This is a genomic window from Actinoplanes missouriensis 431 (assembly GCF_000284295.1).
Taxonomy (GTDB): Bacteria; Actinomycetota; Actinomycetes; order Mycobacteriales; family Micromonosporaceae; genus Actinoplanes; species Actinoplanes missouriensis.
The window spans coordinates 6,748,535-6,763,729 of sequence record NC_017093.1; the positions used below are offsets into that span (position 1 = coordinate 6,748,535).

Sequence of the window (15,195 nt, forward strand, 5' to 3'; positions counted from 1 at the left end):
CCACCGCAAGTCTCATCCCCCAGCCCGAGCCCAGCACAGCCGAGCCCAGCACAGCCCGAGCCTTGCCAGCGGGCGCAGGCTCAGCGATCAGCGTGCGCACCACGCGGGCCGCAGTCGCCACCCAGCGCAACCTTGGCGATCGGCCTGCGCTCGGTGGCGGCGACCAGCGCGAGCTAGGCGACCGGCTTGCGCATCATGCGGGCCGGGGCCATCGCGCAGCGCAAGCTTGGCGATCAGCTCGGGCTGGGGGCGACGCCCAGCGCGGGTTAGGCGACCGGCTTGCGTGGGGGCGAACGCTCAGCGAAAGGCGCGCCGGAAAGCGCGACCAGGCAAGGTTTTGGGCCGGTGCTGGCCCACGCAGGGATCAAGCCTGACCGCCCGGAGTGGGCCAGCACCGGCCCAAAACCGCCCACCCGGCGCGCATAACCAAGCCAGGTGGGCCGAAAAAACCTCAAGCCCCCGACGTGACCCGATAAGCGTCGAACACCCCGTCCACCTTGCGCACCGCCGCCACCAGATGACCGAGATGCTTCGGATCGGCCATCTCGAACGTGAATCGGCTGACCGCCACCCGGTCCCGCGTCGTGGTGACCGTCGCGGACAGGATGTTCACCCGCTCCTCGGAGAGGACCCGCGTCACGTCGGCGAGCAGCTTGTGCCTGTCGAGAGCCTCCACCTGGATCGCCACCAGGAACGTCGACGCCGACGTGGGTTTCCAGCTGACCTCGACCACCCGCTCCTCCTGCTCGCGCAGGTCCTGAGCGTTGGCGCAGTCCTCCCGGTGCACGCTCACACCGCCGGAGCGGGTGACGAAGCCGAACACCGCGTCACCGGGAACCGGGGTGCAGCAGCGTGCCAGTTTCACCCAGACGTCGGAGACACCCTTCACCACGACACCCGGGTCCTGCGCGGACGAACGGTTGCGGGGCGGACGGGTCGCGACGGCGGTCTCGGCGATATCCTCGACGGCGCCCTCCTCGCCACCGAACCCGGCGACGAGTTTCTGCACGACCGACTGGGCGGACGTGGTGTTCTCCCCGACCGCGGCGTAGAGCGAAGCCACGTCGGGCAGATGCAGGTCACGGGCGATGGTGGTGAGGTTCTCGCTGGTCAGCATGCGCTGCAGGGGCAGGCCCTGCTTGCGCATCGCCTTGACGATCGCTTCCTTGCCGTCCTCGATCGCCTCTTCGCGGCGCTCCTTGTTGAAGTACTGCCTGATCTTCGTCCGGGCGCGCGGGCTCTTGACGAACCCGAGCCAGTCCTGCGTCGGGCCGGCCGTCGCCGACTTGGACGTGAAGATCTCGATCACGTCGCCGTTGGAGAGCGTCGACTCGAGCGGGACCAGCTTGCCGTTGACCCGCGCGCCGATGCACTTGTGCCCGACCTCGGTGTGCACCGCGTACGCGAAGTCGACGGGTGTGGAGCCGGTCGGCAGCGGGATGACGTCACCCTTGGGGGTGAAGACGTAGACCTCCTGGCTGGAGAGGTCGAAGCGCAGAGCGTCCAGGAACTCGGACGGGTCGCTCGCCTCCCGCTGCCAGTCGAGCAGTTGCCGCAGCCACGTCATCTCGTCGATGTGGGCCGGCGGGCCGACGATCGTCGCGCCCTTCTGCTCCTTGTACTTCCAGTGGGCGGCGATGCCGAACTCGGCGGTGCGGTGCATCGCGAACGTGCGGATCTGCATCTCGACCGGCTTGCCGGTCGGGCCGATGACCGTCGTGTGCAACGACTGGTACATGTTGAATTTCGGCATCGCGATGTAGTCCTTGAACCGGCCCGGCACCGGCTGCCAGTTCGCGTGGATGACGCCCAGCGCGGCATAGCAGTCGCGGACCGTGTCGACCAGGATGCGCACGCCGACCAGGTCGTAGATGTCGTTGAAGTCGCGACCCCGCACGATCATCTTCTGGTAGATCGAGTACAGGTGCTTGGGCCGGCCGGTGGTCTCGGCCTTGATCTTCGCCGACTTGAGGTCGAGGCTGACCCGGTTCGTCACCTGGCGCAGCAGCGCCTCACGCTGCGGCTGGTGCTCCCCGATCAGGCGGTTGATCTCCTCGAACCGCTTGGGGAAGAGAGTGCCGAACGCGAGGTCCTCGAGCTCCCACTTGATCGTGTTCATACCGAGGCGGTGGGCCAGCGGGGCCAGGATCTCCAGGGTCTCCTTGGCCTTCTGCTCCTGCTTGGCGCGGGGCAGGAAGGTCAGGGTCCGCATGTTGTGCAGCCGGTCGGCCAGCTTGATGACCAGCACCCGGGGGTCCTTGGCCATCGCGACGACCATCTTGCGGATCGTCTCCGCTTTCGCCGCGTCGCCGAGTTTCACCCGGTCGAGTTTCGTCACGCCGTCGACCAGCAGCGCCACCTCGGCGCCGAAGTCGTTGCGCATCTGCTCGAGGCCGTAGTCGGTGTCCTCGATCGTGTCGTGCAGCAGCGCCGCCACCAGCGTCGTGGTGTCCATCCCGAGGTTCGCCAGGATGGTCGCCACCGCGAGCGGGTGCGTGATGTACGGGTCGCCGGACTTCCGGTACTGCCCGGAGTGCCAGCGGGCGGCCACGTCGAACGCCTTCTGCAGCGCGCGGGCGTCGGCCTTGGGGTGGCTCGCCCGGTGCGTCGCGATCAGCGGCTCGAGAACCTCGCTGACCTGCGTGCTCTGCCAAGGCGCGTTGAACCGGGCGAGACGGGCCCGGACCCGCCTGCCGGTGGGCGCGCTGGCCAGCCCGAACCCGCCGGGTGTGTCCTCAGGAGCCAGTGGCTGTGTCGTCTCCAGGTCGACTTCATCGCCCTGGGGGTTCTCGCCGGGATTGACCTTGTCGCCGGGCGTGGCTTCGCCTCCGCCGTTCCGCGAGTTCTGGGTCGGCTGCACCGTGCCCTCCGCCGGAGGGGCGACGTCGCTGGACACCGGCCTCCTCACACCTTCGCTAGGAACCGGCCGTGGAAGTCGGTTCATGCCAGGGTTGGTCACCTTGGACCGCCCATCTTACCCGCACCGCCCTGCCGGTTGGCCCGGCCGAACCTACGAATAGGCGGCCCATGAATCAGCAACCCGTGAATCAGCAGGATCGACCGGGCGAAAAATATCGAAGACGGATCAAACGGTCAGTAGCGCATGTACCGGCCGCGGGCTCAGTCGTTGACGCCCGTCCAGGAAGCCCAGCTCCATCAGCACCGTGAAGCCGGCGACTATTCCGCCCGCCCGCTCGATCAGGTCGAGGGTGGCCTCGGCCGTCCCACCGGTCGCGAGCACGTCGTCGACGACCAGGACGCGCTGTCCCGGCTCGAAGGCGCCCTCGCTGACCTCCAGGGTCGCCTCGCCGTACTCCAGGGCGTACGAGGCGGAGAAGGCCGGGCGCGGCAGCTTGCCGGCCTTGCGCACGGGCACGATCCCGGCGCCCGTCGAATACCCGATCGCGGCGGCCATCAGGAAGCCCCGGGCCTCGATCCCCGCCACCACGTCGAAGCTGTCGTGGTACGCGATGATCCCGTCGATCACCCGTTTGAAGGCCGGGCCGTCACCGAAGAGCGGCATCAGGTCCTTGAAGACGATGCCGGGCTTCGGGAAGTCCAGCACGTCGACGGTGCCCCCGGCGACGAGCTCGGCCAGTTCTTTCTCAGTGGTCACGGTCGGACAGCCTAACGGCCCGCCATCACGAGGGATGACGGGCCGTTCGACAACGGGTCAGCGGCGCTTGCCGGGCCGGTTGCCGGCGCCGCCACCACGGTTGGTGGTGTTGCGCTTGGCGACCGGGCGGGCGCCGGGACGCGGCGTGGTGCCACCGGCGAACGCGGGCACCTCGTCGGACTCCGTGGCGTTCGCCGAGCGGGTCCGCTCGGCACGCGGGGCGACGTCGTCGGAGCGGCTCGCCCGGCGGGCCAGCACCCGGGCGTTGTGCGCCTTGATCTTCGGCTCGCGGTCCTTGAGCGCGCTCAGCACCGGGGCGGCGAACACGATCGAGGAGATGACGCCGAAGCCCATGCCGACGAAGAGCACCAGGCCGAGGTCCTTCAGCGTGCCCGCCCCGAAGAGGCCGGCGCCGATGAAGAGCAGACCGCCGACCGGCAGCAGCGCCACCAGACCGGTGTTCAGCGACCGCATCAGCGTCTGGTTGACGGCCAGGTTGGTGGCCTCGGCGTAGGTGCGGGACGTCCCGGCCGTGATGCCCCGGGTGTTCTCCTGCACCTTGTCGAAGACCACGACCACGTCGTAGAGCGAGTAACCGAGAATCGTCAGGAAGCCGATCACCGTGGAGGGCGTGACCTCGAAACCGACGAGCGAGTACACACCCGCGGTCAGGATCAGGTCGAGCATCAGCGACGCCAGCGCGGCGACCGCCATCCGCCATTCGAACCGGATGATCAGGTACGCGCAGACCAGCACCAGGAAGACGACGAGGCCGAGGACCGCCTTCTCGGTGACCGCACCACCCCAGGCCGCCGACACCTGGTTGTCGCTGACCTGGTCGGCGTTGACGCCCAGGTCGGCGACGAGCGCGGTCTTCGCCTCCTCGATCTCGGTGGTGGTCAGCGCCGAGGCGCGGACCCGGAAGAACGACTCGCCACCGGTGCCGACCTGCTGGGCCGCGAGGACCTCGGCATCCGGCGCCACCGCGTGCACGGCCGCGGCGACCTTGTCGCCCGCTTCCTCCTGGGTGAGCGTCTGGCTGTTCGCGGTGGCCGGCACGATGAACTCGGTGCCGCCGGCGAACTCGATGCCGAGCTCGAAGCCCCGGATCAGGATGCTGCCGAACGAGATGATCACGATGGCGATCGCCGTGGCGAACCAGATCTTCCGGCGACCGACGATGTTGATGTTCGCTTCGCCCGTGTAGAGGCGAGCGGCAAGACCGGAACTAGCCATGGTCAGGCCTCCTTAACGTCGGTCCGGTTGCGCAGGACGCGGCCGAGACCACTGACCCGCGGCGACAGGAACGCCTTGGTGCTGGCGAGCATCGTCATGATCGGATGCCGGAACAGGAAGACCACGACCAGGTCGAGCACCGTCGACAGGCCCAGCGCGAACGCGAAGCCCTGCACCGCGCCGATCGACACGATGTAGAGGACGACCGCACAGAGGATGGTGATGGTGTTCGCCGAGATGATCGTCCGGCGGGCCCGGTGCCAGGCGCGCGGCACCGCGCTCCGTGGCGTCCGGCCCTCGTGGATCTCGTCCTTGAGTCGTTCGAAGTAGATGACGAACGAGTCGGCGGCGACACCCAGCGACACGATGAAGCCGGCGATGCCGGCGAGGGTCAGCGTGTAGCCCATGGTCCGGCCGAGGAACACCAGCGCGCCGTAGGTGAGCAGCGCGGAGAGGCCGAGGCTCAGGAAGATGACGGTGCCGAGCAGGCGGTAGTAGAAGAACGCGTAGATCGCCACCAGGCCCATGCCGATCGCGGCGGCGAGCAGACCCGCCTCCAGCTGCTGCAGGCCCAGGGTCGCCGACACGGTCTGCGCCGGGCCGGCCTCGAAGGTCACCGGGATCGCGCCGAAGTTCAGCTGGTCGGCGAGCTCCTTGGCGGAGGCCGCGGTGAAGTCACCGGTGATCTGCGACTGACCGCTCAGGACGGCCTGGATCTGCGGGGCGGAGAGGATCGTCTTGTCCAGCACCACGGCGACGGCGCAGTGGTCGGCCGTGCCGTAGAGCGCCTGCACCGCGACGTAACACGGGTCGGTGGTGGTCGCGTTGAACGCCGTCCGGGTCAGCTCGGTCCACTTGGCCTGGCCGGTGCTGGTGAAGTCGAGCGAGACGACCCACTGGTTCTGGGTCTGGTCGAGCTGCGGGCTGGCCTCGCTGATGTCGTCACCGACGACCTCGGCCTTGTCCAGCATCACCTTGGCGCCGCCCTGGTAGCAGGCGACCACCTTGGAGTTGACGTCGTCGATCGAGCCGTTCGGCCGGGCGTCCAGCTGACCGCAGCTGATCGTCGGCACGTTGAACTGCATGTCCGGGGTGAGCACGGCCACCTCAGGGCCGGTCAGCTGGGCGAAGCCCTTGAACGGCAGGCCCGCCTTGGCGTCGGCGCTCAGGTCGACCGGGGCGGTGAGCTTCTCCGCGGCGGCCCACGCCGCGGCGCCGACCTTCTTCTTCGCGGAGGCGAGCAGCTCCTTCTGGTCCACGGTCTGTGCGGCCGGGGCGCCGGCCGGCGCGGAGGCGGCGGCGGACGGCGTCGCGGAAGGCGCGGGTGCCGACGGTGTGGCGCTGGCGGCCGGAGCGGCCTCGCCGCCACCCTGACCGCCGGTGGAGGCGGACGGGTTCGACGTGGCGGCCGGCGCGGCGCCGGAGGCAGCGGCGGACGGCGCGGCCGACGGGGCGGCGCTGCCGCTCGCGGCGACGCTCGGGGACGGCGACGCCGGGTTCAGCGCGGCCGAGGAGACGTCCATCGTCGTGCCGGTCAGCAGGCGGAACCGCATGTTCGCGGCCTGCGACAGATCCTTGAGCTGGTCGTCGGCCTCGCCGGCGAGCGACACCACGATGGTGTTGTTGCCCTGGATGACCACCTCGGCCTCGGAGACGCCGAGCGCGTTGACGCGGCTCTCGATGATCTCGCGGGCGGTCTCCATGGCCTCCGGCGTCGGCGGCTCACCCTGCTGCGAGGCGATGTACGTCGCCTGAGTGCCACCGACCAGGTCAAGGCCGAGTTTCGGCTCGAGCCGGTCGGTGAAGCTGCCCTTCGCGCCACCGGCGAAGAAGACCAGCAGATACAGGACGACGAAGACCAGACCGAGCACGCCGAGTTGGCGTCCGGGATGCATCTGTCCCTGTGGTGGTCGTGCCACGGCGTTTGGTCTCCCTGCGTTTCCGGCCGCGCGTGGGGCACGGCGCTCTCTGGTCGTGGGGCCGTCGGAACGGCGGCCTGACGAACCGGCCCGCCGGCAGATGGCGCCGAGGGCCGGTCCGGTGATGCGAGTCTGGTCAGTCCTGCTTGCGCGTCTCGGTGACCGGGCTCTCCGGCTCGTCCGCCAGCGGCTCACCGACGGGCGCGGGCTCCTCGGAGACCGTACCCGCCTTCGTCAGCACACGGGCGATCGCCGGGCGGGCAAAACGGACGTGAACGCCCGGAGCGACCTCGAGGGTGACGGTGTCGGTCTCGGCGAGCACGACCGTGCCGTGCAGGCCGCCGATGGTGACGATCTCGTCGCCGGGGCCCAGGGTGTTCTGCATCTGCAGGGCCTCTTTGCGCCGCTTCTGCTGCGGGCGGATCATGACGAAGTACATGAAGCCGAAGAGCAGAACGAGAATCAGCAGGAACGAGTAGTTGCCGCCACCCGCTGCTTGGTCAGCTGCCTGGAGCTGGAGCACGAAGAGAGCCTTCCGTAGGCCACCGGCGCGACGATGGGCGAGCGCCGGGGTGAGATGCTTATACCGGTTCGAACGGCGGCGAGTCTAATAGGTCAACCTTGAGATAACGAATGCGGCACACGTCACGTTCACATCACGAGGGAAACTCACGCGTCCCGGGCGAACAGGTCACCCTGGAAGACGCCCGGCCTGCCGTCGGACGGCGGCGTCTTGCCCAGGTGCGCCCAGCCGGCCTCGGTCGCCACCCGGCCCCGCGGGGTCCGCGCCAGCAGCCCGGCCCGGACCAGGAACGGCTCGCAGACCTCCTCGACCGTGTCGGACTGCTCGCCGACCGCGACCGCGAGCGTGGAGAGGCCGACCGGCCCGCCCTTGAACGACTCGATCAGGGCGCGCAGCACCGCCCGGTCCAGGCGGTCCAGGCCCAGCGCGTCGACGTCGTAGACCTTGAGGGCGGCCTTCGCCACCTCCTCGGTGACCACGCCGTCCGCCCGTACCTCGGCGAAGTCCCGCACCCGGCGCAGCAGCCGGTTGGCGATACGCGGCGTGCCGCGGGAACGGCCGGCGATCTCGGCGGCGCCCTCCGGGGTGATCGGCACGCCGATGATCCGGGCCGAGCGGTGCAGCAGCGCGTCCAGGTCGGCCGTGGAGTAGAAGTCGAGGTGGGCGACGAAGCCGAACCGGTCACGCATCGGCCCGGACAGCAGACCGGCCCGGGTGGTCGCGCCGACCAGGGTGAACGGCTCTACGTCCAGCGGGATCGCTGTCGCGCCCGGCCCCTTGCCGACCACCACGTCGACCCGGAAGTCCTCCATCGCGCTGTAGAGCAGTTCCTCGGCCGGTTTCGCGATCCGGTGGATCTCGTCGATGAAGAGCACGTCGCCGGGGCCGAGCCCGGTCAGGATCGCGGCCAGGTCGCCGGAGCGCTCGATCACCGGGCCGCTGGTGGTCCGGATCCCGGTGCCCAGCTCGGCCGCGACGATGTTGGCGAGCGTGGTCTTGCCCAGCCCGGGCGGGCCGGAGAGCAGGATGTGGTCGGGCGGGGTGCCCCGGCCCATCGCGCCCTTGAGCAGCAACTCCAGCTGGTCACGGACCCGGTGCTGGGCGATGAAGTCGGCGAGCCGTTTCGGCCGGACGCTGGCCTCGGCGTCCAGGTCGTCGTCGAAGGCGTCCGAGGAGACCAGGTCGCTCATCGTGTCTTGCCCAGGAGCCTGATCGCCTGGCGCAGCAGGACCGGAACCGGCGGGACCTCGCCGTCGATCGTCTCGGTCACCGCGGCCACCGCCTGATCGGCCTGCGACGCGCTCCAGCCGAGCGCGAGCACGCCCTGCCGGACCTGCTCCTGCCAGGCGCCGTTCAGCACACCGGCGCCGGTGTCGCCGAAGCCGACCGGTCCGATCTTGTCCTTCAACTCGACGATCATCTTCTCGGCGCCGCGCTTGCCGATGCCGGGCACCGCGGTGAGCACCGCGATCTCGCCACCGGCGATCGCCCGGCGCACGATGTCCGGCTGGTGGACGGCGAGCACCGCCTGCGCGATCCGCGGACCCACCCCGTTCGCCGTCAGCAGCAGGTCGAACAGCTGCCGCTCGCCGTCGTCGGCGAACCCGTAGAGGGTGAGCGAGTCCTCCCGGACGATCAGCGTGGTGGCGAGCCGGGCCTCGGCGCCGGTGCGCAGGCCGGCGAGCGTGCCGGGCGTGCAGAAGACGCGCATGCCGACGCCACCGACCTCGACCACGGCGCTGTCGTGGAGGATCGCGGCGACCACGCCGCGCACACTGGCGATCATCGATAACCCCTACGGACTGCGGCTTCCAGTTTCGCGCGGGTGCCCCCGCGCCAGATGTGGCAGATGGCGATGGCGATGGCGTCCGCCGCGTCGGCCGGCTTGGGCGGCGCGTCGAGCCGCAGCAACCGGGTCACCATGGCGGTGACCTGCTTCTTGTCGGCGGCCCCGGAGCCGGTGACGGCCGCCTTGACCTCGCTCGGGGTGTAGGTCTGCACCGGCAGCCCGGCCCGCGCGCCGGCCAGGATCGCGACCCCGCTGGCCTGCGCGGTGCCCATCACGGTCCGGGCGTTGTGCTGGGAGAACACCCGCTCGACGGCCACGCTCTCCGGTTGGTGCAGCGCGACCAGCTCGGCGAGCGAACGGTCCAGGTTCAGCAGGCGCTGGGAGATGTCCTCGTCCGGCTCGCTGCGGACCACGTGGTACGCGATCAGCTTCCCGAGCCGCCCCGGCACCCCCTCGACGACGCCGACGCCGCACCGCGTCAGCCCCGGGTCGATGCCGAGAACCCGCACCACGAACCTCCCCCTCGTACACGTGAGCGAACGTGTGTTCGACACCCTAGTACGCCACCGGGTTGCGCCCGCCGCCGACACGCCTCGACGATGGATGGCGGGAGGTGCCATGTATCTCATCCCGCCGATGGACGACGAGCCGCCGCCGGAGTACGTCGCTTTCGTCACGCTGCGCGGCGCCGAGCTGCGCGCCGATGCCGCACGCCTGGTGGGCGGCGACGCCGCGGCCGCCGAGCGGATCTATCTGCAGGCGCTCACCGAGACCGCCGGGCGATGGCGCCGGCTGCGCTGGTGGGGCCGCCTGACCGGAACCGACGCCACCGCCGGCTATGTCCGTAAATTTCTCGACAAAAGCACGGAACAATGGCGCGAAGATCAGATCTACGAAGTCCGAGTCATACCGATACATCAACAAAAACTCCGCGAGCAGCCGGCCACCCTCGCCCTCCGCAAAGCCGCCGTCCTCGACAGCACGGCCAGGACGTCGCTGGACGCCCTGGCCGATGCCGAGATCGCCTGGGTGCACGCCTGGCGCCGCAGTCAGTGGCACCACGTCGCGCGGGTGGTCGGCGGTGGAGTGCTGCTGGTCGGCGGGATGATCCAGTACTTCAGCCACCTGAGCACCGGTTACTGAGGGGGGTCACTCCTCGTCGAGCGCCGCGAGGATCTCGTCGGAGATGTCGGCGTTCGCGAAGATGTTCTGCACGTCGTCGCAGTCCTCGAGGACGTCGATCAGCTTGAGCACCTTGCGGGCGGTGTCCTCGTCGACCGGCACCGTCATGGTCGGCATGAGCACCGACTCAGCCGAGTCGTAGTCGATCCCGGCCGCCTGCAGCGCGGTCCGCACCGCGACCAAGTCGGTCGGCTCGCTGACCACCTCGAACGACTCGCCCAGGTCGTTGATCTCCTCGGCGCCCGCGTCGAGCACGGCGAGCATCACGTCGTCCTCGCTCAGCTCACCCTTGGGCACGATCACGACGCCCTTGCGGTTGAACAGGTAGGACACGCTGCCCGCGTCCGCGAAGGTGCCGTTGTTGCGGGTCAGCCGGGTGCGCACCTCGGTGGCGGCACGGTTCCGGTTGTCGGTCAGGCACTCGATGAGCAGCGCCACGCCGTTCGGCCCGTACCCCTCGTACATGATCGTCTGCCAGTCGGCGCCACCGGCCTCCAGGCCGGAGCCGCGCTTGACCGCGTTGTCGATGTTGTTGTTCGGGACCGAACTCTTCTTCGCCTTCTGGATGGCGTCGTAGAGCGTGGGGTTACCGGCCGGGTCGCCGCCACCGGTCCGGGCCGCGACCTCGATGTTCTTGATGAGCTTCGCGAACATCTTGCCGCGCTTGGCGTCGATGACGGCTTTCTTGTGCTTCGTCGTCGCCCATTTGGAGTGGCCGGACATGCGTAACCTCCGTGTCTACCGTGCGGGTGCGGCCTGGCGGACCATCTCGACGAAGTACCGGTGGACGCGAAGGTCGCCGGTGAGCTCCGGGTGGAAAGCCGTGGCAAGCAGGTTGCCCTGCCGAACGGCGACAATCCTACCGGCGGCGGGCCCGTCTGCTACGCGGCCCAGCACCCGCACGTCTTCGCCCACCTCCTCGACCCAGGGCGCGCGGATGAAGATCGCGTGAAAATCACCGCCCTCGACGTCGTCGATGGTCACCGCGGCCTCGAACGAGTCGACCTGCCGGCCGAACGCGTTGCGCCGCACGGTCATGTCGATCCCCCGGAATGTCTCCTGGTCCGGCCGCCCGTCCAGCACGGTCGAGGCCAGCATGATCATGCCGGCGCAGGATCCGTAGACCGGCATCCCGCCGGCGATGCGCTCCCGGATCGGGTCGAGCAGCCCGAAGGTGACGGCGAGGTTGCTGATCGCGGTCGACTCCCCGCCCGGGAGGACCAGGGCGTCGACGCCGTCCAGCTCCTCGGGACGGCGGATCGGCCGGGCCAGCACGTCCGACTCGGCCAGCGCGGCCAGATGCTCACGCACATCGCCCTGCAGGGCAAGCACTCCGATGTTCACCGGGCCACTGTAAGCAGGCGCCTTCATGCAGGCCACCAGCAGGGCGATTGGCTATCGGAACGGCCCTGAGCAGTTCATAGCATCGGCGATGACAGCGTCCGGAGCACGAGGAGCAGAGCCCATGTCTGACAACCAGCCCACCGTCGGAACCGCCCGCGTCAAGCGCGGCATGGCGGAGATGCTCAAGGGCGGCGTGATCATGGACGTGGTCAACGCCGAGCAGGCGAAGATCGCCGAGGACGCCGGCGCGGTCGCCGTGATGGCCCTGGAACGCGTCCCGGCCGACATCCGGGCGCAGGGCGGCGTCTCCCGGATGTCCGACCCCGACATGATCGACGGCATCATCGACGCGGTCTCCATCCCGGTCATGGCGAAGGCCCGCATCGGCCACTTCGTCGAGGCCCAGGTGCTCCAGTCGCTCGGCGTCGACTACGTGGACGAGTCCGAGGTGCTCACCCCGGCCGACTTCGCCAACCACATCGACAAGTGGCAGTTCACCGTGCCGTTCGTCTGCGGCGCCACCAACCTCGGCGAGGCCCTCCGCCGCATCACCGAGGGCGCCGCCATGATCCGCAGCAAGGGCGAGGCCGGCACCGGCGACGTCTCCAACGCCACCACCCACATGCGGAAGATCCGCGCCGAGATCCGCCGCCTGCAGACCCTGCCCGAAGACGAGCTGTTCGTCGCCGCGAAGGAGCTCCAGGCGCCGTACGAGCTGGTCAAGGAGGTGGCCGAGGCCGGCAAGCTCCCGGTGGTCCTCTTCACCGCGGGCGGCATCGCCACCCCCGCCGACGCCGCGATGATGATGCAGCTCGGCGCCGAGGGCGTCTTCGTCGGCTCCGGCATCTTCAAATCCGGCAACCCGGCCCAGCGCGCCTCCGCCATCGTCAAGGCCACCACCTTCCACGACGACCCGGACGTCATCGCCAAGGTCTCCCGAGGCCTCGGCGAAGCCATGGTCGGCATCAACGTCGACGACATCCCGGTCCCCCACCGCCTGGCCGACCGAGGCTGGTAAACCCCCTTTCCCGGTACGCATCCGCCCAGTCCCCACAAGCACCCACCCCGCCCCACCCCCGCCGGGCGACTGACGTCCGCCGGGCCGGCGCTTCCCCCCGCCGGCCCCGGCGTCCCCTACCGCCCCCCACTGCACCCGAGCCGCTCACCTCGCCACCCCGCCCCGCCAGCGCCGCCCCCGCCAGCGCCGCCCCCGCCGGCCCGTCCCAGTCGGCTGGCGCTCAGTGCTCTCCGCTGCCCGTTTTGTGAACACTGAGAGCCAGCCCGCCCCGCCCCTTCCAAGATCTGCGGACATGATCGCCGCCCGCCCGGCGATCTCGGCGACTTCCGCGCACAGTCCCGAGCCACAACTCTCCAAGATCACGGATGAGGGCCGCACGAACGTGACGTCAATGGCACCTGATTGACACGCGGCGTGACCGACACACGGCGTAAACGGCGTGGGGCGTAACCGGCGTGCGACGGACCGGCGTGGGGCTGGACCGGTGGGGCGGCTGGACCGGTGGGGCGGCTGGACCGGTGGGGCGGCTGGACCGGTGGGGCGGCTGGACCGGTGGGGCGGCTGGACCGGTGGGGCGGCTGGACCGGTGGGGCGGCTGGACCGGCTCGGGCTGGACCGTCACGAGGGCTGGACCGTCACGGGGGCGGGACCGTCACGGGAGCGGGACCGTCACGGGGGCGGGACCGGCGCGGGCGGGACCGGCCACTGGGCGTGCGGGGACGCCGGGGCCGGCGGCGGGAAGCGCCGGCCCGGCGGACGCCAGTCGCCCGGATGGGGCGGGACTGGGAGGGCGGCTTCTGGGCGGCGGGTCTCCCGCGTACCCCGGAAAGTCAGACGGCCTGGACCGGGAGCGGGGTTTCCGGTGGGGTGGTGGGGCCGGGGACCGTGAGCGGTGGCGGGAGGTCGGGCATCGTGGGTTCGACGATGTCGAAGTACTCCGGGCGGGCATGGCGCCGGGCCAGGCGGAGCAGCCGGACCAGTAGGCGGCGGCGGGCGCTCAGCGCGTCGCGGACCAGGTCGGTGTGCACCTGGCGGGCGAGGACGACACGGCGGCTGGTGGCGATGAGGGCGCGGACCGCGGGGTCGGAGGGGTCGAGGTCGACGGCTCGGAGCTGGCGGGTGAGGTCGTTCTCGGCGGATTCGCGGTCGCCGGGTTCGGCGTCCAGGGCCAGCCGGGCGGCGGCGTAGAGCTCGACCCGGTCACCGTGTTCCGCCACCACGGCCGCGGCGGCTGCCCGGCGCACCAGGTGCGCGTCGAGGGCGCGCTCGGCGGACTGTGCCCGCGCGTGCAGGCGCTCCACCCGCTGAGCCGTCCAGCCGAGGTACGCCGAGAAGACCGTCGCCAGCACGACGACTCCCACCACCCACCACATGCCGGGCATCGTAGTGCCGGATTGTGTCGGACCGTTCGTCCCCCGACCGTGGTCAGGACCACTCGTCGTCGAAAACGCGACCGTCGGTGGCCTCGATCGCGGTCGCGTAGACCTCGAGGACCCGGTTGGCCACGCTCGGCCAGTCGAACGTCGCCACCGCGGTACGGGCGCATGAGGCCAGCTCAGCCCGCCGGCGGGGATCGTCGAGCAGGTCGCCGAGCAGTGTGGTGAGGGCCGCCGCGTCGCCGTTCGGGAACAGCGCGCCGGCCCGTCCGCCGTCGAGAACCCGACGGAACGCGTCGAGGTCGCTGGCCGCGATCGCCGCGCCGGCCGCCATCGCCTCGGTGAGGATCATGCCGAAGCTCTCGCCGCCGGTGTTCGGCGCCACGTAGATGTCGACGCTGCGCAGCATCCGGGCCTTGTCCTCCTCGGAGACCAGTCCGAGGAATTCGACCCTTTCATGCAATTTGTCGGGAATGTCGGCGTAGAGTTCGTCCCGGTCGCCCGGACCCGCCACCAGCAGCCGCAGGTCCGGGCGCTGCTGCGCCAGCGTGACGAACGCGGTCCGCAGCAGCGGGAAGCCCTTGCGCGGCTCGGTGAAACGACCGAGAAAGCCCAGCGCTCCCCCGTCGCCGGGCCAACCCGGCAGCGGGGTCGCCGAGACGAACTTCGCGACCGCCACCCCGTTCGGGATCTCCACCGCGCCGCCACCGAGGTGCTCCACCTGCACCTTGCGGGCCAGCTCGCTCACCGCGATCCGCGCGGTGATCTTCTCGATCACCGGCTGGAGGAGGGTCTGCAGCCCGGCCAGCGCCCGGGACCGGGTCATCGCGGTGTGGAAGGTGGCCACCACCGGCCCGCGGGCGGAGAGCACGGCGAGGAACGACAGGCTCGGCGAGAGCGGCTCGTGCACGTGCAGGACGTCGAACTCGCCGTTCTTGAGCCAGCGCCGCACCCGGGCCGTGGAGACCGGGCCGAACGCGATCCGGGCCACCGACCCGTTGTACGGCAGCGGCACCGCCCGCCCCGCCGAGACGACATAGGACGGCAGCTCGGCGTCGTCGTCCGCCGGCGCCAGCACGCTCACCTCGTGACCGAGGCCGATCAGCGCCTCGGCCAGGTCCATGATGTGGTTCTGCACTCCACCCGGGACGTCGAACGAGTAGGGCGAGACGATCCCGATCCGCACGCCGGC

General features: G+C 70.3%; 14 protein-coding genes. 2 read left to right on the top strand and 12 right to left on the bottom strand.

Features of this window, described 5'->3' with window-relative positions; translation table 11 throughout:
• Nucleotides 1-451: 451 nt before the first annotated feature.
• The 8 genes from AMIS_RS30910 to ruvC all read right to left on the bottom strand — a co-directional run bounded on the left by AMIS_RS30910 (nucleotide 452) and on the right by ruvC (nucleotide 9,592).
• Entirely contained in the window at nucleotides 452-2,896 is a 2,445-nt protein-coding gene (locus AMIS_RS30910; protein WP_041830166.1) for a RelA/SpoT family protein, read from the bottom strand.
• Between the two features lie 189 nt (nucleotides 2,897-3,085).
• Nucleotides 3,086-3,616, bottom strand: coding sequence for an adenine phosphoribosyltransferase (locus tag AMIS_RS30915; protein ID WP_014446383.1), 531 nt, complete (start codon nucleotides 3,614-3,616; stop codon nucleotides 3,086-3,088).
• Nucleotides 3,617-3,673: 57 nt separating this feature from the next.
• Complete coding sequence (secF, locus tag AMIS_RS30920; RefSeq protein ID WP_014446384.1) at nucleotides 3,674-4,852, bottom strand: protein translocase subunit SecF; 1,179 nt, start codon at nucleotides 4,850-4,852, stop codon at nucleotides 3,674-3,676.
• A 2-nt stretch (nucleotides 4,853-4,854) separates the two neighbouring features.
• Nucleotides 4,855-6,747: a protein translocase subunit SecD gene (secD, locus tag AMIS_RS30925; RefSeq protein WP_041830167.1), complete on the bottom strand. Its 1,893-nt coding sequence runs from the start codon at nucleotides 6,745-6,747 to the stop codon at nucleotides 4,855-4,857.
• A gap of 160 nt (nucleotides 6,748-6,907) precedes the next feature.
• On the bottom strand, nucleotides 6,908-7,294 hold the full coding sequence (gene yajC / locus AMIS_RS30930; RefSeq protein ID WP_014446386.1) for a preprotein translocase subunit YajC: 387 nt from the start codon (nucleotides 7,292-7,294) through the stop codon (nucleotides 6,908-6,910).
• Between the two features lie 146 nt (nucleotides 7,295-7,440).
• Nucleotides 7,441-8,484, bottom strand: coding sequence for a Holliday junction branch migration DNA helicase RuvB (ruvB, locus tag AMIS_RS30935; RefSeq protein WP_014446387.1), 1,044 nt, complete (start codon nucleotides 8,482-8,484; stop codon nucleotides 7,441-7,443).
• Entirely contained in the window at nucleotides 8,481-9,080 is a 600-nt protein-coding gene (gene ruvA / locus AMIS_RS30940) for a Holliday junction branch migration protein RuvA (RefSeq protein ID WP_014446388.1), read from the bottom strand. Before ruvA ends, ruvB begins: the two co-directional genes overlap by 4 nt.
• Nucleotides 9,077-9,592 carry a crossover junction endodeoxyribonuclease RuvC gene (gene ruvC / locus AMIS_RS30945; protein WP_041831469.1) on the bottom strand — a complete coding sequence of 172 codons (516 nt, stop codon included), beginning with the start codon at nucleotides 9,590-9,592 and terminating at the stop codon, nucleotides 9,077-9,079. Before ruvC ends, ruvA begins: the two co-directional genes overlap by 4 nt.
• Nucleotides 9,593-9,701: 109 nt before the next feature.
• On the opposite strand from ruvC, the gene AMIS_RS30950 reads away from it, so the two are divergent.
• Nucleotides 9,702-10,226 (top strand): hypothetical protein, encoded by a 525-nt coding sequence (locus AMIS_RS30950; protein WP_041830168.1) that lies wholly within the window; start codon nucleotides 9,702-9,704, stop codon nucleotides 10,224-10,226.
• 6 nt (nucleotides 10,227-10,232) lie between these two features.
• On the opposite strand, the gene AMIS_RS30955 is transcribed toward AMIS_RS30950, so the two are convergent.
• Both AMIS_RS30955 and pdxT read right to left on the bottom strand, forming a co-directional pair.
• On the bottom strand, nucleotides 10,233-10,988 hold the full coding sequence (locus AMIS_RS30955) for a YebC/PmpR family DNA-binding transcriptional regulator (RefSeq protein WP_014446391.1): 756 nt from the start codon (nucleotides 10,986-10,988) through the stop codon (nucleotides 10,233-10,235).
• Nucleotides 10,989-11,003: 15 nt separating this feature from the next.
• Nucleotides 11,004-11,636, bottom strand: a complete 633-nt coding sequence (pdxT, locus tag AMIS_RS30960) for a pyridoxal 5'-phosphate synthase glutaminase subunit PdxT (protein WP_014446392.1) — start codon at nucleotides 11,634-11,636, stop codon at nucleotides 11,004-11,006.
• Between the two features lie 94 nt (nucleotides 11,637-11,730).
• Here pdxT and pdxS point away from each other — a divergent pair, with 94 nt between their 5' ends.
• Nucleotides 11,731-12,627: a pyridoxal 5'-phosphate synthase lyase subunit PdxS gene (pdxS, locus tag AMIS_RS30965; RefSeq protein WP_014446393.1), complete on the top strand. Its 897-nt coding sequence runs from the start codon at nucleotides 11,731-11,733 to the stop codon at nucleotides 12,625-12,627.
• Between the two features lie 830 nt (nucleotides 12,628-13,457).
• Here the strand turns inward: pdxS and AMIS_RS30970 are convergent.
• Together AMIS_RS30970 and AMIS_RS30975 are read right to left on the bottom strand one after the other, a co-directional pair.
• On the bottom strand, nucleotides 13,458-14,009 hold the full coding sequence (locus AMIS_RS30970) for a hypothetical protein (RefSeq protein ID WP_014446394.1): 552 nt from the start codon (nucleotides 14,007-14,009) through the stop codon (nucleotides 13,458-13,460).
• 43 nt (nucleotides 14,010-14,052) lie between these two features.
• The gene (locus AMIS_RS30975; RefSeq protein ID WP_014446395.1) at nucleotides 14,053-15,189 is read right to left on the bottom strand and encodes a glycosyltransferase family 4 protein; all 1,137 of its coding nucleotides are present in this window, start codon (nucleotides 15,187-15,189) and stop codon (nucleotides 14,053-14,055) included.
• Between the last annotated feature and the right edge of the window lie 6 nt (nucleotides 15,190-15,195).